The following is an 18989-nucleotide window of genomic DNA, read 5'->3' as shown; positions in this document are numbered from 1 at the left end:
ATGAACCAAGAGTAATAAGTAAAAGTACTAAGAGAATAAATAGAATTATAACAAGTACAATAGTAAGGTTATGAGCAGTCGTTAGAATACTAAAAAATAAAAATCCTATAGAAGGTACAAGTCCAAAAATTATAAAAAATCCAGATATGAAACCAATTAAAAGATTTATAACAAGTATTTTCCAGTACTGCGTAAAGTTTGGTACACAGTCAGAAAATTTAGCTTTTCTTCCAAAATCAAATATAGTTTTTACTGCAAGTAATGGAATTAAAGAAAGAAAAGAACCAAGAAACATAGATATAAAAAATGAAAGTATTGGCATTCCAGAAATAATTAAATTAATTATAAGACTAATTAGTGTAACTAGGAAAAAAATAAGGCATAAATTTGGATAAAAACCTTTCATAGATGCACTGGCTTGTTGTTTAGTAAGTTTACTATTCATAGTCAATCTCCTTTTAAATAATATATACATATTTTACCAGTTATAAAGAGGGATAACAATTAAAGTTTTATAAATAGAAAATATTTACAGTGGGAGAGTGGTAACAATTAAATATTATAATGAGTACATAGAAATAGAAATAGAAATAGCAATAGCAATAGCAATAGTGATATTATAGATAATGAAGAGGTGATTATATGAAAAAGTTTATAGATATAAGTTGTGAGAGAAAAGATAAAAAGTTTACTATAAAAATAAAAAATGATGGTCAGAGTTATACTATATATTATAGTAATAAAGCAGAAATAAATGATAAAACTAAAAAGCTTATAACTTCAAATAAATCAGAGATTGAAATATTAGACCCTGTTATAGGGAAAAGAACATATTTCATAGTAAAAATGGATGGATATGAGGATGAAATTTTTGCAGAAAGAAAGTTACCGTTAAAAGGAAGTTGTAACTTTAGGGATTTAGGTGGTTTTAGAACTGCTGATGATAAAAGAGTTAAGTGGAATAAATTTTATCGCTCAGATGCTTTAAATATTTTAACTAATGAAGATATAAAATATTTAGAGGATTTAGGGCTTAAAGGAATTTTAGATTTCAGAGCAAAAGGTGAAGCAGAGTATGAAAAAGATTTAGAAATTAAAGGTGCTATGTATTTTAATGCTCCTGCAATGAGAACTTTAGAAGATGATGATGAAAGTATGAAGGGGAATTTCAATATGGAATTTTTATTTAAGAATTTAGATAAGATACCACAAATGAAGGATCCGACTAGGTTTATGATTACTGGATATGAGTCTATGGTTTTTGAAAACAAAGCATTTAAGAAAATGATAGATATGATGAAAGAAGATAAGGATATACCATTTGTACAACATTGTAAATCTGGTAAGGATAGAACTGGGATTGGTTCAGCACTTATATTACTTTTACTTGGAGTTGATATGGATGTAGTTAAGAATGATTACTTAGCAAGTAATTTTTATAGAAAATTATACAATGATAAAGTTAAAGATAGATTTAAACAATTTATGGTAACAGAAGAAAGTGAAGAAATATTTAGTTTTATGATGGAAGTTAAAGAAGAGTATTTTGATGCTACATTTAAATATATACTTACAAAATATGATGATTTGGATGAATACTTTAAAGTAGAATATTCTCTTACAGAGAAAGAGATAAAAGAATTAAAAGAATATTATTTATATTAAGATATAACAACAGCAAGGCTATATAATGCCTTGCTATTGTTATTTTTAGAAAGTTTAATGAATATTATTAAATAATAGCTCGAATGTGAAAGGAGAAAGTATTGGACTGGGATAGTTATTCTAATAATAGTACAAAGAGCATTTCATAAATTATATTATGGTGATTATTATAAGAAATTATCGATTATATGAATAATATATATGGTAAAGGTTAAAAATATTAGAAGTTATGCCAAATATATGAAAAAAGATATATAATTAGTAATATATATTAAGGGAGTGAAATGAAGCATGAATTTTGATTTTATGAGTAATAAAAAAGTACAAATAGGAACTTTAATAGTTAGTGGAATATTAGTTATTGGTGGAGTAGCTATATATGCTAATGAAGGAGGAAATATAGTGAATAATAATAGCAGTAAAGCTAGTATAAAAGATAATAAAGTAATTAAAAATAGTGAAACTACAAAGGCTGAAGAAGTAGATAAATTATTAGATGAGGAAACAGAAAGTGTATTTAATACAGTTAAAGAGAATGAAGATGATTTAGTAATACTTTGCAATAAAGATGTAATGCTTGGAGAAAATTATATTCCAGATGATTTAGTTGTACCTAAAGTACCGCTTGTATATCCAGCAGAATATCAGCAGAGTCATTTAAGAGATGATGCAGGTGTTGCACTTGAAAAGATGTTTGCAGATGCAGATAAGGTTGAGGGACTTGAAACTATGTATCTTGTAAGTGGATATAGGTCTTATGACTATCAATATGAAATATTTAACAATTCAATGAAAAATAGAGGTAAAGAGCATACAGAGAAATATATGGCAAAGCCAGGACATAGTGAACATCAAACAGGACTTACAGCAGATATTTCAACAAAGAGTATGGGATTTGGATTAGAGGAAAGTTTTGAAGATACAGAAGAAGGGAAATGGCTTGCAGCAAATGCTCATAAATATGGATTTATATTAAGGTATCCAGAAGAAAGAGTTGAAACAACAGGATATGCATATGAACCATGGCATTTTAGATTTGTTGGTGAAGAGGTTAGTAAGTATATGCATAAGAAAGAACTTGTTTTAGAAGATATATATGAAAGTCTAGAAGAAAATAATGATTCAGTAGGATAAAAGAAAGTGAGATTTCAATTAGAAATCTCACTTTTTTTATTTAAATATCTTTTTTTCTATATTCTAAAATAGCAAGTGAAACAGCCCCAAGAACCCCAGCATCTGTTCCAAGACCTGCTTTTACAATTTTACAGTTATCACTCATGACTTTAAAGTTTCTTTCTTTGACAATGTTACGTACTTTATCAAATAATATATCACCAGCATTAGAAACTCCACCACCAATTATAACCATAGATGGGTCAAATGTTGTAATTATATTTGCAATTCCAATACCAAGATAAGTTAAAGCAGTATCAATTATTTTAATTGAAATAGCATCATTATTTTTATACTCTTTAAAAACTTCAAAAGAAGTTACTGTTTCATAATTTCTAAGACTTGTAATAACATCTGTTTTAAGTAGGTCATTAGCTTTTTTTGCAATAGCAGTTCCAGAAGAAAAAGCTTCAAGACAACCAGTATTTCCACATCCACATACAGGACCAAGTGGGTCAAGTGTCATATGCCCAACCTCTAAAGCATTAGATGTAGAACCTCTATATAGTTCTCCATTTATAATGGCACCACCACCAACGCCTGTGCTGACTGTTACATAGACAATATTATCAAACCCTTTAGCAGCACCAAGAACATATTCTCCAATAGTAGCTACATTAGCATCATTATCTAAATAAAAATCAATATCAAAAGATTTTTTGAGTTCTTTAATTATTTCAAAATTGTCAAACGGAAGATTAGGGCTTGAAATAATAGTACCTGCCTTAATATCTAGAGGTCCAGGACAACCAATACCAATACATGCAATATCAATAAGGGTAGTATTACTATTATTTAAAACAGTATTTATTGTTAATATAATATTTTCTATAACTTTATTTTCACCAAGTTTTGCCTCTGTTTCTTTAGTATACATATTTAAAACGTTACCATTTAAATCGGAAATGGCAGTACTTATTTTAGTACCACCAAGGTCGATACCTATAACATAGTTTTTCATCTAAACACCCCTTAAAATATAATTTTATAAATATATTATAATACATTTAATTTGAAAATTATACAGATTTATACTTGTGAAATTAGGCATAAAAAAAGAATGTCTAAGTATAGAAAATATTCTAAACTTAAACATTCTATTTAACTAATAATTAAATTCTAAAGTAATTCTTTTCTAAGTTCTGCAGCAGACTTAGGTGAAAGAAGACCGTATGGGATATCAAATACTGTTTTAGCACCTGAAACACCATCTTTAGATAATCTATAAGTTGCTCTTGCATAAGCAACTAAAACACTTGATGTGAACTCAGGGTTACTATCAAGTTCAAGTGAAAATTCAATTTTTTGTTTTGTTCCTTCACTTGTTTCTCCAGTTCTTATAACAAATCCACCATGAGGCATTCCAGAGTGTTTCTCTTGTAACTCATTAGCTGATATAAATTTAACTTCTGTATCGTAATCTGAGAAGTAGTTAGGCATTGTAACTATTTCATTTTCAATTTTAGCTTTGTCAGCTCCATCTTTAACAACAACATAGCAAAGTCTTGCATGTTTTTCTCTTGTTGAAAGAGTAGGGTTTTCACCATTTCTAACTGATTCTAAAGCAGCATCTTTAGGAATTGTATATTGCTTAGCATCAGCAACTCCTTCGATTCTTCTTAAAGCATCTGAGTGACCTTGGCTTATACCTGTTCCCCAAAAAGTATAATCTGTACCACTAGGTAAAACTGATTGAGCAAGTAATCTATTAAGTGAGAATAAACCTGGATCCCAACCTACTGATATAAGTCCAACTTTTCCAGACTCTTTAGCAATTTTATCAATTGACTCAAAGTATGTTGGGATTTTAGCATGTGTATCAAAACTATCAACTGTATTGAACATTTCAACAACCATAGGTCCTTGTACTGGAAGGTCTGTAGCAGAACCACCACAAAGAATCATAACATCTATTTCATTTTTGTAATTTGCAAGTTCTGAAATATTTATCATAGGTAATCCATTAGATTCCATTGAATTTGCATCTCTTCTTGTAAATATTCCTTTAAGTTCCATGTCAGGGTTAAGTTTTAAAGAAGCAACAACACCTCTACCTAAGTTTCCGTATCCAATGATACCAATTCTAATTTTACTCATAATTTATAGCCCTCCTAAAATTTTTTTAATGACTTTGAATATCATTATTTTATCACAGGAAAGCTTAAATAATAACCATTATAGATGAATTTTTAAAAAAAATAAGAAAACAATGAGCAAAATGTTAAAAAAAAACTTTTTTTCTTTTATGAAAAGGTTTTAATTAAGATTTGTAGAATATATATATAGTATAAGAGAAGTTATTAAATTTTAGGAGGGTATTATTTTGACAAAGAGAATTTTTCCGGTAATAAAAATAAATAACAGAAGTGATCGAGAAATTGGTAATTTAATTTTTACGTATGAAAATTGTAAGTACCCAGGTGGAGTGAAAAGAGTTAAAGGTCACGATGTAAAAACAGTTGATATACCAAATAAGCATATAGATTATACAACAGAGCTACTTATGGTTCACAGAGATAAAAATGGGAACAAACAGAAGTATATGATAGAAAAAGATTTTAATAATGAATATGATAAAGAAATAAATTTAAACATTTTTGCAGTTAGTGATATGGGAGAAATAGATTTTAGTATAGAGTAATAAAATAATAATAATAGCCAGTGCAGATTAAAATTTTGTACTGGTTTTTTTTATTTGGAAAAAATTTAATAAAAGTTGGTTTTGTATTAATAAGTAGATGTTACATTAATAGTTGAAGTAGAAATTAAGGGGCGTGACATATATGAATTGCTTTGAAAACATAGAAATAGTAGAAAAGTTTCTTAAAAGACATAAAAATTATGATGGTAGGGTTGCACTTATTCTGAGAAGTTATTTAAAAAAGAATGCGAAAGTTTTAAATATAGGATTAAATGATGGAAAAGATTATGAAGTGCTTGATACTTGGTATGATACTGTTGCTATTGAATCATCTCAGCATTTAATTGATATATATAAGAAAAAGAATAAAAATGCTTTAATATCTAATTGTGATGATGTGAAGCTTGATTTAGATAAGAAGTTTGACTGTATATTTACAAATAAATTTCTAAATAGGATGACACTTTTGGAACTTAAAGAATCATTAGTAAATCAAGCTAATTTATTAGAAGAGGGTGGTAAGGCATTTCATTTCTTCTGTGATGGAGAAGGAGAACTTTTACTCGGTGGGGTAATGCTTAACTTGTTTACAGAAGCTGATTTAAAAGAAATTATGCCAGAAACATTTGAAATAGTGAAAGTTAGTAAGTATTTATTAGATAGTAGATTTAGTTATATGATTTTAAAGAAGAAGTAAAAGAGGTATATCACAATAATTTGGAATTTGTAGTATAAAATGCTTATAAAGTTTAAGTAAGCATTTTATATTATTTAGTAACAATATTTGTGATATATCTTTTTTTTATTTTTAAATGAAAATAAGATGAATTATAAGGACAAGTTAGAGAAATACTAAAAATGGGGTATAATTAGAATTCCTAGTAAAATAATTGGAGAATTTAATAGGAATTAGCAAAATTTTAAAAAAAATTGACACATTTTTAATAGGGACTTAAAATGATAGTAATTAACTTTTGATTTGAAATTGATACTTAGAAATAAAAAAAGCTACAATTTAGCTTTTAAAAAGCTAATATAAGGAGAATTTATGATGAAGGACAAGATTATAATTAAGGGTGCTAAAGTACATAACTTAAAAAATGTAGACCTAGAAATTCCAAGGGATAAACTAGTTGTTTTCACAGGACTTTCAGGTTCAGGAAAATCATCATTAGCATTTGATACATTGTATGCAGAAGGACAAAGAAGATATGTTGAATCATTATCAGCATATGCAAGACAGTTTCTCGGACAAGTAAATAAACCAGAAGTAGAGTCTATTGAAGGTTTATCACCTGCAATATCAATAGATCAAAAAACAACTTCAAGAAATCCAAGGTCAACAGTAGGAACTGTAACAGAAGTTTATGATTATTTGAGACTTTTATATGCTAGAGTAGGTAAACCTCACTGTCCAAAGTGTGGAGACCCAATTACGCAGCAATCAGTAGACCAAATTGTTGATAGAATAATGGGACTTGAGGATAGAACAAAAATTTTACTTTTAGCACCAGTTGTTAGAGGTAGAAAAGGAACACATGAGAAAATTCTTGAAAGTATCAAGAAAAATGGATTTGTTCGAGCTAGAATTGATGGAGAAATTTTTGATTTAACAGAAGATGAAATAAATTTAGAAAAGAATAAAAAACATAGTATAGAGGCAGTTGTAGACAGGCTTGTTGTAAAAGAGGGAATAGAAAGAAGATTATCTGATTCTCTTGAAATGGCTTTAAAACTTGCTGAAGGACTTGTTATAGTAAATATTGTAGATGGAATAGATACTTTATATAGTGAGCATTTTGCTTGTGCAAAGTGTGGAATTAGTATAGAGGAACTTGCACCTAGAATGTTTTCATTTAACTCACCATTTGGAAAATGTGATTTTTGTGATGGACTAGGGACACTTTTAGAGATAGATCCAAAACTTGTTGTACCAGATAAAAGTTTATCTTTAAAAGGTGGAGCTATAAGTAGTTGGGGTGATGGAAGATTCAAGGATGATTCTTGGACTTTTGCAATTTTAAAATCACTTATGGAAAAATTTGATTTTGATTTAGATACACCATTTGGGGAATTATCAAAAGAAGTACAGGATGTTCTTTTATTTGGTCTTGATGAAAAATTATTAGTTACGTATACAAAAGAGGGAGTAACTAAAACTTATAATCATTCATTTGAAGGTGAAGTAAATAATTTAAGAAGACGTTATATGGAATCAAGTTCTGATTATATGAAAACAGAAATAGAAAATTATATGAGTGATAATAAATGCCCTAAATGTAAAGGGGCTAGACTAAAACCAGAAAGTCTTGCAGTTACAGTTGGTGAAATTAATATATATGATTTCACAAAACTTCCAATACGAGATGAACTTGCATTTATAACAGGGATTGAATTCTCAGAAAAGGATAAAATAATTAGTGAACAAATAATTAAGGAAATTAAGTCAAGACTTAGCTTTTTAATTAATGTTGGATTGGATTATTTAGACCTTGCAAGAACAGCAGGAACACTATCAGGTGGAGAATCACAAAGAATAAGACTTGCAACGCAAATTGGATCACAACTTATGGGTGTATTATATATTTTAGATGAGCCATCAATAGGGCTTCATCAAAGAGATAATGATAAGCTTATAGAAACACTTCAAAAACTTAGAGATGTTGGTAACACTTTAATTGTTGTAGAGCATGATGAAGATACAATGAGAGCAGCAGATTATATTGTTGATATAGGACCAGGAGCTGGTGAGCATGGTGGTGAAATTATAGCTGTTGGGACAATTGATGAAATAATGGCTAGTAAGAAGTCATTAACTGGGCAATATTTAAGAGGCGAAAAGTTTGTTATATTACCAGAAGAGAGAAAAGAAGGTAATGGGAACTTTATATCAATTGTAGGAGCAAAAGAAAATAATTTGAAAAATGTTACTGCAAAAATTCCACTTGGAGTTTTAACAATGATAACAGGAGTTTCAGGTTCAGGTAAAAGTACGCTCATAAATGATATACTTTATAAAGGTCTTGCATCAAAGATGAATAAAAGATCAAAGCTTATTCCAGGAGAGCATAAATCTATTGAGGGAATTGAGCATATTGATAAAATTATTGAAATTGATCAAAGTCCAATAGGTAGAACACCAAGAAGTAACTCAGCAACTTATACAGGAACATTTGATATTATAAGAGATTTATTTTCACAAACAACAGATGCAAAAATGAAAGGTTATAAACCAGGAAGATTTTCATTTAATGTAAAAGGTGGAAGATGTGAATCTTGCAGTGGTGATGGAATTATAAGAATAGAGATGCAATTCCTATCTGATGTATATGTTCCATGTGAAATTTGTAAGGGAAAAAGATACAATAGAGAAACTTTAGATGTTAAGTATAAAGGTAAAAATATTGCTGATGTACTTAATTTAACAGTAGAGGATGCTTTAGTATTCTTTGAAAATATTCCAAGAATTCATAAGAAACTACAAACTTTAATGGATGTAGGACTTGGATATATAAGACTTGGTCAACCATCTACACAATTATCAGGTGGTGAGGCTCAAAGAATCAAACTTGCATTTGAACTTTCTAAAAGAAGTACAGGAAAAACTCTATATATTTTAGATGAACCAACAACTGGTCTTCATATAGATGATGTAAACAAGTTAATTAAGATATTACAAAGACTAGTAGAGGGTGGTAACTCTGTAGTTGTAATAGAGCATAACTTAGATATGATTAAGTGTGCTGATTATATAATTGATCTTGGTCCAGAAGGTGGAGATAAAGGTGGAATGATAATTGCCACTGGAACTCCAGAAGAAATAATAAAAGTGTCAGAGTCTTATACAGGTAAGTATTTAACTAAGTATTTAAAGTAAATATATAAATTTCAAAATAAAAAAGTAATATAATAATTCTCTATTAAAAAATAAAGGATTATTATATTATTTTATGAAGAAATTCAATATTAAGGCTTTATTTAAAGTTAAATATGAATGAAATATTAAATATATATTAAGAAAATACGTTATAAAATATAAAGATGTAATTTTTTTAGTGTATAATCAATATATAATATAAGACTAAACTAGTATCATTATACAAATAAAAAATGTAGAGGTGACATTATGGATTTAAATAAGTTAATGGGTTTTGGTTTTAACATATTCTTTGTTGTTATACTTATCCTAATAATTTTATACTCACTTAAAATTATGTCTAAGGATGTAGGTAGAAAAGATAAGAATAATACTAATGAAAAAGTTAAAGAAAAACCAGTAGCTAAGGTTAATAAATCTAAATTTGAAGAAAAGAAGATTGAAAAGCCGATAAAAGTTGTAAACACAACTAAAAGACCACAAACAGAAGAAAAAAAATCGTTTGGATTAAAAGTAGACAGTACATTTACAGGTAGTAAATATAAAGCTGGAACAGTTATTCCAATGAGAAACACAATAACGATAGGAAGAAAGGAAGAAAATTCTATAGTTCTTAGTGATAAGTTTGTATCTTCTAATCATGCGAGAATTTATGTTAAAGATAATACTGTTATATTAGAAGACTTAAACAGTACGAATGGAACATTTGTTAATGAGCAAAGAGTTTCAGGGAAAATCAGAATTGGCATAAATGATAGTATTAGATTAGGCAGTACTGTTTTTAAGATTATAGGATAATTGAGGTGGATTTATGAATACTATTAAGTATGAAAAAAGGCTTTTAAGACTAGTATATTTACTGTGTATAGGTCTTTTTACTAACTTAGCACTTTTAAAAGCGCCAGTAGACAAGATGGCATTTGTTATGGCAGCTGTAATAATTGTAGTAATAGGATTTTCGCATTATATTATAAGAAAATTCTATCCAGATGGAGATAAATATATATTTATTTTAGCATCCGTACTTGCAGTTATAGGAATGGCAATATTATACTCTATAAATATAGAAACTGCAGTTAAGCAATTAGTTTGGTTCTGTGTAGGTATTACAGGATATATGTTGATTGTTATAATAATGCCTAACTTTAGAAAATTTGCAAAATATAAAAACATATATATGGTAGGAACTATTATATTTATGTCTATGGCAGAAGTTTTTGGTACTAATATAAATGGAGCTAAAAACTGGATTAGACTTGGAAGTTTTACATTCCAACCATCAGAAATTGGGAAATTATTTATTATATTATATCTTGCGTCAGTGTTTATGCACTATGAAGCAAAAAAAGGTGTATTAAATGATTTAAAACAATTAGTAGAACCAGGAATTATAGTAGCATTATCTATTGGATTTATGGTACTTCAAAGTGACCTTGGGTCAGCATTACTATTCTTCATATTATCAATAACTATGCTATATATGGCAACCGCCAATAAAAAGTATATAGTAGTTGGACTATTATTATTTATAATTGGTGCAACTGTAGCAACATTTATTTTCCCACATGTAAAAGAAAGAGTTGTAATATGGTTACATGTTTGGGAATATGCATCAGGTAAGAGTTATCAGATTGTTCAGGGATTCTATTCGATATCAGCTGGAGGACCATTTGGTCAGGGGCTTGGTCAAGGAATAACAAGTACAGTACCATTTGTTACTACTGATTTTATTTACTCAGCAATATGTCAAGAATTTGGAATGATATTCTCAATAGCAATGTTATTCTTATATTTCTTACTATTCTATAGAGGAATGAGAGCTTCACTTGTTTCAGAAGATAGATTTTCAAAACTCTGTGGAGTTGGATTTAGTACACTTATAGTTGTGCAAGTTCTAGTTATCATAGGAGGAATATTCACCTTGATACCTTTAACTGGTATAACATTACCACTTGTAAGTTATGGTGGAACATCAATGCTTACAATGTTCTTTGCCCTAGGCTCGCTACAAAAGATATCAGAGGAGGGTAGACATTAAATATGAGTGAAAACAAAAATAATAAAAATGATAAGAATAAAAAAAGTTTAAAAGATAGTTTATTAGGTCTTGTAAAATCTAAAGATGGACATAATTCAACTAATGACATAAGTAATCTACCAAATGATGAGAAATGGGCTAAAAAATATGATACAGAAAAAAATATCAAATCTATCATGGTGGTTTACTTACTTCTATTAGTTGGATTAATAGGATATATAACATATTTCTACTTATTTAAAGCACCAGAAATAAATAAAATGCCTGCAAATCAGATTGTAATGATGAAAAGCAATCATGTATTAAGAGGTAGTATTTATGATAGTGAAATGCAACCAATCGCAGAGAGTGAAAGAATTGATGCTTTCAATCAAAAAAGATTATATCCTTATGGGGATTTATATTCAGCTGCTATAGGATATGCAAGCGGTAGATATGGAAATACAGGGATGGAAGAAATTTATAATAATGAGTTAACAACTTATGATCCATTATCATTAACTCAGTATATTAAAACATATGGTCTTAAAGAAACATTTGCAAATAGAGGTAAAGACTTATCACCACAAGTTGGAAATAGTGTTGTTACAACTCTAAATACACCACTTCAAAAAGTTGCTTGGGCAGCTCTTGGAAGTCAAGAAGGTGGAGTAGTTGCTTTAAATCCTAAAACAGGTGCAGTACTTGCGATGGTTTCAAAACCTACGTTTAATGCTAATGATATTCAAAAAGAGATGGAGCAAGTTGCAGCAGATGAAGCTATTGGGAAACCAAATAAAAGTTTAATCAACCATGCAACTCATAACCCATCAGCACCAGGTTCAGTTTTCAAAACAGTAACTATAAGTTCAGCTCTTGAAAATATACCAGATATTCAAAATAGAATATTCGATGACAAGGGAAGTGTTAAAATAGGAGACTATACTCTTCCAAATGAAAACTGGAGAGCATTTGGTAAGATTTCACTTGCTAGAGCATTATCAGTTTCAAGTAACGTTGTATTTGGTACAATTGGTATGGAACTTGGGAATACAGCGCTTAGAAAAACAGCAGAAGCTTATGGCTTTAACTCAGTTCTACCTACTAATGGATTCTATGTAGGGCAGTGTAACTTCCCAACATTAAATGCTTATAGTAAGGGGGCTATGGCTCAAAGTGCTATAGGTCAAGGGGAAACTACAGCGACTCCATTCCAAATGGCAGTGGTAGCAGCTACAATAGCAAATAAAGGTGTTATGATGGAGCCTACAATGGTTAATGAAATCATAAATAGTAGAGGTCAAGTTGTTCAACAGTTTGAGCCAAAACAACTTAGAACTGTTACAACACCAGAAGTTGCTGCAACAGTAACAAAAGATATGAGATATGTTACAGAGCAAAGAGAAGGGCAACCTTCAGGAGTTTGGAGTTATATGGACCCTAAGTATCAAATAGCTTCAAAAACTGGAACAGCTCAAAAAGAAAATGCACAAGGTCAAATATTAGCTGAAGCTAATGCTTGGTTTGTATGTTTTGCGCCAGCATCAGATCCAAAGATTGCAGTTGCAGTTGAGGTTGTAAATGGTCAGGCAGGTTCTGTAGTAGGAGCTAAAATAGCTTATAAAATAGTTAAAAATTACCTAGATCAAGTAGGGATTTAATATAAAAAGTCAGATGTTTTCATCTGGCTTTTTTTATAAATTAAAATTAAAATATTAGGATTTAGATGGAATTGACTATATATTTTTAGAATTGTAAAATAAGGGAAAGTATATTATAGGGAGAGTGAGATATGTTTGATTTTGCACATCAGTTAAAAGTATTGCCAGATAAACCAGGAGTTTACCAAATGAAAAATTCACTTGGTGAAGTTATTTATGTAGGGAAAGCAAAAATACTTAAAAATAGGGTAAGACAGTATTTTCAAAATTCAAAAAATCATGCAGAAAAAGTTAGGAAGATGGTTTCTAATATTGCAGAATTTGAGTATATAGTCACAGATTCAGAAATAGAAGCTCTGTTACTAGAATGTACTTTAATTAAAAAGTATAAACCAAGATATAATATTCTTTTAAAAGATGATAAATCTTACCCTTTTATTAAAATTACAACTGATGAAGAATATCCGAGGATATTTGTTACTAGAAAATATATTAGAGATGGCTCTAAATATTTTGGTCCTTATATAAATGTGCATGCAGTTAATGAAGTTATGTACCTTATAAGAAGGTTATTTCCAGTAAGAACATCTCCTAAAGCAAGTAAAATAGAAGGCGATTTTATAGATGTTAATTCTGGGTTTCAGCTTCATTTTTGTAAAATACCTGAAGATGGACTTGTTTCTAAAGATGATTACAATAAAATGATTGAAGAAATTATAAGTATTCTTTCAGGGAAAAATAAGAATATAGTAAATGAAATAAAAGAAGAAATGGAAAAGATGGCTATGTGTTTAGAATTTGAAAAAGCGGCAACACTTAGAGATAGATTAAAAGCTATTGAAACTATTTCACAAAAGCAGAAAATTATAACTCCGAAGGTTGGAGATGAAGATTATATTGATTTATATTCAGATGGTAAAAATACATCTATTCAAATTTTCTTTCATAGAGAAGGTAAAATATATGGTAGAGAGCATTTTATGGTAGAGGATACAGCGGCAATGACCAAAGCAGCTACAATACATGAATTTTTAGTGAGTTTTTATGGAGGAACAGCCCAAATACCTAAAAACATATACGTTTCAGATATTGAAGACATAGAGGTTTTAGAGGAGTTTTTATCTGAAAAAAGTGGAAGAAAAGTTAGTATTAAAATTCCACAAAAAGGTGAGAAAAAAGAAGTTTTAAAAATGGTAGAGCAAAATGCAAAGGAAACTTTAAATCAATTTAGAGATAAGATAATGAGAGATAAAATAAGTAATGAGACAGCTATGCTAGAACTTCAAAATATTTTATCACTAGATATGTCACCGCATAGAATAGAAGCTTATGATATTTCTAATATACAAGGTGTAGATTCTGTTGGAACTATGGTTGTTTTTGAAAATGGAAAATCTAAGAATTCAGATTATAGAAGATTTAAAATTAAAACAGTTCATGGTCCAAATGATTATGATAGTATGAGAGAAGTGCTTAGTAGAAGATTTGAACGAGGTCTTGTTGAAATTAAAGGTATTACAGATAATGAACTTCATTATTCTAAAGGAAAGTTTTGTGTTTTTCCAGATTTAATTATGATGGATGGTGGAAAAGGACAGGTTAATGTAGCTATAAATGTTTTAAAAGAATTTAATATAGATATTCCAGTTTGTGGTCTTGTTAAAGATGATAATCATAGAACTAGAGGTATTATTTATAATGGTTTAGAAATTTCAGTAGGAAAAACTTCAAAGCTTATGCATATGATAACAAGAATACAGGATGAAGTCCATAGATATGCGATTGCATATCATAGGTCACTTAGAGATAAAACAACTTTCAATTCCATTTTAGATGAAATTCCACAAGTTGGACCTAAAAGAAGAAGAGAACTTTTAATTAAGTTTGGTAGTATAGATAGTATAAAGAGTGCTACAATGAAAGAATTACTAGAAACTCCATCAATTGACAAAAATTCGGCGGAAAATATAATGAAATTCTTTATTGAGATTAATAATCAAAATAATAAATAGTGAAAATTATAAAAATTCTATAAAATAACACTTAAATGCTTGATAAGAAAGGGAATATAAAATATACTAAAAAATGATAATAAATGATAGGGAGTTGTATCCATGAACCAATATGGGAAGTTTAAAGAGAGATTAGTTGAATATTGTGGTCAAGAAAATGTAATTTTAAATGAGCCAATGAGTAAACACACTTGTTTTAAAGTTGGAGGTCCAGCAGATATATTAGTAACTCCATCAACACCAGATGAAGTTGCAAAAATAATTGCTGTTTGTAGAGAAAATAATATTTCATACCTAGTTATAGGAAATGGTTCAAACATCTTAATTAAAGATGGTGGTATAGATGGAGTTGTTATAAAACTTGAAAAAATGAATAAGATAGAAGTAAATGGGAATGAAATAAAGGCTGATTGTGGAGCTATGCTTAAAGATGTTTCAAAAAAAGCTGTAGAAAATTCTTTAACAGGAGCAGAGTTTTCATGTGGAATACCAGGTAGTATAGGTGGAGCTGTATTTATGAATGCAGGAGCTTATAATGGGGAAATGTCTCACATAATGAAGAGTGCCGAAGTTTTAGATGAAGATGGAAATATAATTATTTTAGACAAAGATAAGTTAGAGCTTGATTATAGAAGTTCTGCTATTATGAAATACGGATATATAGTTCTTACAGCAACAGTTGCTTTAGAAAAGGCAGAGACTAGTAAAATTATTGATAGAGTTAATGATTTAACTAAGAAAAGAGAAGATAAACAACCTTTAGAATATGCTTCAGCAGGAAGTACATTTAAAAGACCAGAAGGTTATTTTGCAGGCAAGCTTATACAAGATTCAGGACTTAAAGGTTTTGGAATTGGTGGAGCTTGTGTGTCAGAAAAACATTCAGGATTTGTTATTAATAAAGGTGGAGCAACAGCTAAAGACATCTTAGATGTTATAAAGCATGTTCAAGACACTGTTAAAGAAAATTTTGGTGTGGACTTACATACTGAGGTTAGAATAATAGGAAAAGACAAGTAATTTAAAAAGCATTAGAGTATCCTTATATATTAAGCTAATTTTAGCATATATGTAGGGGTATTTTTTTATATTAAGTAGGGGGCATAAAATGAAAATTAGTGTTAGAAAAGAAATTAATGATGTAGCAAAATATGTAGCTGGTAAGCCAATAAGTGAAGTAAAAAGAGAACTTGGACTTTCAAGAGTTGTTAAAATGGCATCAAATGAAAATCCACTTGGATGTTCAGAAAAGGTTAAAGATACTATAAAAAATTTAGTAGATGGTACTTATTTATATCCAGATGCAGGTAACCACGATTTAATAAAAAGTTTATCAGAGAATTTAGGGGTAAATACTGACGAGATTTTTCTTGGTGGAGGTTCAAGTTCATTAATAAAAGTTATATGTAATACAATTTTATCAGAAGGTGATGAGAGTATAATGGCAGAACTTACATTTCCATTATACGAAAACTATACAAAACTTATGGGTGCAAAGGCTATAAAAATTCCTATGAAGGATTTAAAAATTGATATAGAAAAAATGGTTGATAGTATTACAGAAAAGACAAAAATTATTTGGCTTTGTAATCCTAACAATCCTACTGGAAGTATTTTTACAGAGGAAGAATTTGCAAAAGTACTATGTAGAATACCAAAGAATATTCTTATAGTTATGGATGAAGCTTATATAGAATATGTTACAGATTTAGCATTTCCAAATAGTTTAGAGTTATTTAAAAAGCATAAAAATATTCTTATACTTAGAACATTCTCCAAGGCTTATGGACTTGCATCACTTAGAATTGGGTATGGTGTAGCTAGTAAAGAACTTGTAGAGTCATTTAATAGAGTTATAAACCCATTTGAAGTTAACTTATTTGCTCAAAATGCAGCAGTTGTAGCCTTAGCTGATAAAGAGTTTTTAAATAGCATAAAAGTATTCAATGATAAACAAAGAAAAATTCTGTATAAAGGATTTGAAGAACTTAATTTAAAATATATGAAATCTGAAGCTAATTTTATTTTAGTAGATATAAATGGTGATGATAAAAAAATATCAGATTATTTACTAGCTAATGGATATATAATAAGAGCAGGTTTTTTACTTGGATATGAGGGATGCATTAGAGTTAGTATTGGGAAAGAAGAAGAAAATATAGAAATATTAGAACTTTTAAAGTCATATAAGAGATAAAAGGGAAGCCACTATTATAAATTTATAATAGTGGCTATTTTTAAAAATAAGAAAATCCACTAAAGAAAACTTTAGTGGAAGTGCTAAATAATCAAACGGTGTGGTTACATGGCAATGTACTACAATATATTATATGTTTTGGAAATCTTAATTGTTACACTAAAATTCTCATATGTAAGTTGGGGTGCTCTAGATTAGAGGAAGTAATCTAGAGCTGGTTATATATTAAAATAATGGAGGTTATTTAGTTAGTTTTTCTAATAACAATAAATTATTTATTGTTATAGTTATTTATATGAGGTATGAAAACGATTTAGTACAAGGAAATAAAATTTTCAAAATAAATTAAAAAAATAGGAAGCATATATCACTATAGCTACCTATTAAAATTCTATATTAAATTAGTCTTCATCAGAATATTCTATAAATCCTTTTTCATCAAGGAAATCATCTTCTAAATCCAAAACAAGATCAACAATTTCTTCTGATAATTCAAATCCCTGTTCTTTAGCTTTAGCTACAATATATTCAGTCATTTCTTGCATATCAATTAATTTTTCTTCCATTTTAAAAATCTCCTTATAAGTGAAAATTTAATATTATAGTTCACTTATTATTGTGGCATAAAATAAAGTTAATATGCAAGGGGATTTAGGATTTTATTTCAATATTTTTCTAAGAGTTTAATTAATGAAGAATTACTTGCAAAAAAGATTTGAGATCAGAGTTAGGTGAATGTAGTATCTTCAAAAATGAGCTGTACTAAAAAGCATAGAAAAATTGTAAAAAATGAAATTTTAGCTCATAAGATTTATATAAGAGTAAATTGTATAGGTTTTTTATAAAAAAATAACTAAAAAATTAATATTATTATTACTAATTATAAAATTATAAAAGTGAATAATATATTGCATTTGTGATAGAGTGGATATATTAAAGATTAATTTGAGAAAAAATTTATATGGATAGAAAATGTATATTGAAAGGATTTGATTGAGGATGTTTGGAATTTCAGTAAGAAACCATAAAATAATAGAGGGTATAAAACAAGAAGAGCCTTTATTTGTGAATAAGTTTATTAAGAAATTTAAAAAAGAGATATTTAATAGCATAGAAGATGGGGATAAGGATTATGGTTTTTCAAATATAGTTATAAATATAATAGCGTATATAAATACTAACGACCAAATTAACCTTGTGGATGTAGTAAGTAAATATATTCAAAAATATAATGAGGGTAAGCTTAAGTTAAAGAGTGTTGCAATTTATAATGATAGAGATTTACTTAAATATATAGTTAAACATTGGGCTCATAAAGAACATAGGGAATGTGAATACTGTGAAGTATTTAATTCAGTTGCAGAAAGTCAGATAGTTAATACAGGTAATGCAGTTTGTTATTCAATGTTAATGGTAAATAAAGATAGAATCCATATTAAACAATATTCAAATGATTTTTCAGTATTTTATCAAGAGGATTTTGAATATTATAATAGTGATTTTGAGCATGTAGACCATGTAGAGTTTAAAAGTAATAGTAATGATCAAATAACAGAGGAAAATATATATTTTAAAGATGGTTTTAAAAGTATAATGATGGCTCAGACAGAGCAAGATTCAAGTAATATCAATAGGTTTAAATATATAGTTGAGCAATTTAAAGTTGCGACTGTTTAATATAAAATTTCTTTATAATGTTAATTTAGGATTATAAAGAAATTTTAATATGATAGAAATTAAGATATA

16 protein-coding genes are annotated in these 18989 nt (G+C 28.6%); 12 read left to right on the top strand and 4 right to left on the bottom strand.

The genetic code is table 11. The features are described 5' to 3' along the window. A partial coding sequence (locus tag Q0V15_RS02405; protein WP_297435631.1) for a hypothetical protein occupies nucleotides 1-445 on the bottom strand: 445 nt, incomplete at its 3' end. Nucleotides 446-642: 197 nt separating this feature from the next. Here Q0V15_RS02405 and Q0V15_RS02400 point away from each other — a divergent pair. Both Q0V15_RS02400 and Q0V15_RS02395 read left to right on the top strand, forming a co-directional pair. Further along, the gene (locus Q0V15_RS02400; RefSeq protein ID WP_297435629.1) at nucleotides 643-1665 is read left to right on the top strand and encodes a tyrosine-protein phosphatase; all 1023 of its coding nucleotides are present in this window, start codon (nucleotides 643-645) and stop codon (nucleotides 1663-1665) included. Nucleotides 1666-1971: 306 nt separating this feature from the next. Continuing rightward, entirely contained in the window at nucleotides 1972-2799 is an 828-nt protein-coding gene (locus Q0V15_RS02395) for a D-alanyl-D-alanine carboxypeptidase family protein (protein WP_297435627.1), read from the top strand. A gap of 40 nt (nucleotides 2800-2839) precedes the next feature. On the opposite strand, the gene Q0V15_RS02390 is transcribed toward Q0V15_RS02395, so the two are convergent. Both Q0V15_RS02390 and Q0V15_RS02385 read right to left on the bottom strand, forming a co-directional pair. Beyond that, nucleotides 2840-3799, bottom strand: coding sequence for an ROK family protein (locus Q0V15_RS02390; RefSeq protein WP_297435625.1), 960 nt, complete (start codon nucleotides 3797-3799; stop codon nucleotides 2840-2842). A gap of 158 nt (nucleotides 3800-3957) precedes the next feature. Then, a complete protein-coding gene (locus Q0V15_RS02385; protein WP_297435635.1) occupies nucleotides 3958-4938 on the bottom strand; it encodes a diaminopimelate dehydrogenase in 981 nt (326 codons plus the stop codon). Nucleotides 4939-5161: 223 nt separating this feature from the next. On the opposite strand from Q0V15_RS02385, the gene Q0V15_RS02380 reads away from it, so the two are divergent. The 9 genes from Q0V15_RS02380 to hisC all read left to right on the top strand — a co-directional run bounded on the left by Q0V15_RS02380 (nucleotide 5162) and on the right by hisC (nucleotide 17243). Continuing rightward, entirely contained in the window at nucleotides 5162-5479 is a 318-nt protein-coding gene (locus tag Q0V15_RS02380; RefSeq protein ID WP_297435624.1) for a hypothetical protein, read from the top strand. Between the two features lie 142 nt (nucleotides 5480-5621). Beyond that, nucleotides 5622-6176, top strand: a complete 555-nt coding sequence (locus tag Q0V15_RS02375; RefSeq protein WP_297435622.1) for a hypothetical protein — start codon at nucleotides 5622-5624, stop codon at nucleotides 6174-6176. Nucleotides 6177-6530: 354 nt separating this feature from the next. Beyond that, complete coding sequence (gene uvrA / locus Q0V15_RS02370; protein ID WP_297435633.1) at nucleotides 6531-9356, top strand: excinuclease ABC subunit UvrA; 2826 nt, start codon at nucleotides 6531-6533, stop codon at nucleotides 9354-9356. A gap of 249 nt (nucleotides 9357-9605) precedes the next feature. Continuing rightward, nucleotides 9606-10154, top strand: a complete 549-nt coding sequence (locus tag Q0V15_RS02365; RefSeq protein WP_297435621.1) for an FHA domain-containing protein — start codon at nucleotides 9606-9608, stop codon at nucleotides 10152-10154. Between the two features lie 13 nt (nucleotides 10155-10167). Further along, the gene (locus tag Q0V15_RS02360) at nucleotides 10168-11394 is read left to right on the top strand and encodes an FtsW/RodA/SpoVE family cell cycle protein (protein ID WP_297435620.1); all 1227 of its coding nucleotides are present in this window, start codon (nucleotides 10168-10170) and stop codon (nucleotides 11392-11394) included. 2 nt (nucleotides 11395-11396) lie between these two features. Beyond that, a complete protein-coding gene (locus Q0V15_RS02355) occupies nucleotides 11397-13034 on the top strand; it encodes a penicillin-binding protein 2 (RefSeq protein WP_297435618.1) in 1638 nt (545 codons plus the stop codon). A 131-nt stretch (nucleotides 13035-13165) separates the two neighbouring features. After that, a complete protein-coding gene (uvrC, locus tag Q0V15_RS02350) occupies nucleotides 13166-15046 on the top strand; it encodes an excinuclease ABC subunit UvrC (protein ID WP_297435616.1) in 1881 nt (626 codons plus the stop codon). Nucleotides 15047-15148: 102 nt separating this feature from the next. Further along, nucleotides 15149-16066, top strand: a complete 918-nt coding sequence (gene murB, locus Q0V15_RS02345; protein WP_297435614.1) for a UDP-N-acetylmuramate dehydrogenase — start codon at nucleotides 15149-15151, stop codon at nucleotides 16064-16066. A gap of 88 nt (nucleotides 16067-16154) precedes the next feature. Continuing rightward, nucleotides 16155-17243 (top strand): histidinol-phosphate transaminase, encoded by a 1089-nt coding sequence (gene hisC / locus Q0V15_RS02340; protein ID WP_297435612.1) that lies wholly within the window; start codon nucleotides 16155-16157, stop codon nucleotides 17241-17243. Between the two features lie 401 nt (nucleotides 17244-17644). Here the strand turns inward: hisC and Q0V15_RS02335 are convergent, their stop codons facing one another. Next, nucleotides 17645-17809, bottom strand: a complete 165-nt coding sequence (locus tag Q0V15_RS02335; RefSeq protein WP_297435610.1) for a hypothetical protein — start codon at nucleotides 17807-17809, stop codon at nucleotides 17645-17647. Nucleotides 17810-18242: 433 nt separating this feature from the next. Here Q0V15_RS02335 and Q0V15_RS02330 point away from each other — a divergent pair, with 433 nt between their 5' ends. Beyond that, on the top strand, nucleotides 18243-18920 hold the full coding sequence (locus tag Q0V15_RS02330; RefSeq protein ID WP_297435608.1) for a hypothetical protein: 678 nt from the start codon (nucleotides 18243-18245) through the stop codon (nucleotides 18918-18920). Nucleotides 18921-18989: the final 69 nt, after the last annotated feature.

This window comes from uncultured Clostridium sp., from assembly GCF_947036855.1.
Taxonomy (GTDB): domain Bacteria; phylum Bacillota; class Clostridia; order Clostridiales; family Clostridiaceae; genus Sarcina.
The sequence above is the reverse complement of the archived record's forward strand: the minus strand, read 5'-3'. Positions and strand labels throughout refer to the sequence as shown.

Coding starts and splice junctions, on each gene's coding strand:
- Q0V15_RS02330 (WP_297435608.1), top strand. CDS start 18,243: ATGTTTGGAATTTCAGTAAGAAACCATAAAATAATAGAGGGTATAAAA.
- Q0V15_RS02335 (WP_297435610.1), bottom strand. CDS start 17,809: ATGGAAGAAAAATTAATTGATATGCAAGAAATGACTGAATATATTGTA.
- Q0V15_RS02365 (WP_297435621.1), top strand. CDS start 9,606: ATGGATTTAAATAAGTTAATGGGTTTTGGTTTTAACATATTCTTTGTT.
- Q0V15_RS02395 (WP_297435627.1), top strand. CDS start 1,972: ATGAGTAATAAAAAAGTACAAATAGGAACTTTAATAGTTAGTGGAATA.
- uvrA (WP_297435633.1), top strand. CDS start 6,531: ATGAAGGACAAGATTATAATTAAGGGTGCTAAAGTACATAACTTAAAA.
- Q0V15_RS02390 (WP_297435625.1), bottom strand. CDS start 3,799: ATGAAAAACTATGTTATAGGTATCGACCTTGGTGGTACTAAAATAAGT.
- Q0V15_RS02360 (WP_297435620.1), top strand. CDS start 10,168: ATGAATACTATTAAGTATGAAAAAAGGCTTTTAAGACTAGTATATTTA.
- uvrC (WP_297435616.1), top strand. CDS start 13,166: ATGTTTGATTTTGCACATCAGTTAAAAGTATTGCCAGATAAACCAGGA.
- Q0V15_RS02400 (WP_297435629.1), top strand. CDS start 643: ATGAAAAAGTTTATAGATATAAGTTGTGAGAGAAAAGATAAAAAGTTT.
- murB (WP_297435614.1), top strand. CDS start 15,149: ATGAACCAATATGGGAAGTTTAAAGAGAGATTAGTTGAATATTGTGGT.
- hisC (WP_297435612.1), top strand. CDS start 16,155: ATGAAAATTAGTGTTAGAAAAGAAATTAATGATGTAGCAAAATATGTA.
- Q0V15_RS02355 (WP_297435618.1), top strand. CDS start 11,397: ATGAGTGAAAACAAAAATAATAAAAATGATAAGAATAAAAAAAGTTTA.
- Q0V15_RS02375 (WP_297435622.1), top strand. CDS start 5,622: ATGAATTGCTTTGAAAACATAGAAATAGTAGAAAAGTTTCTTAAAAGA.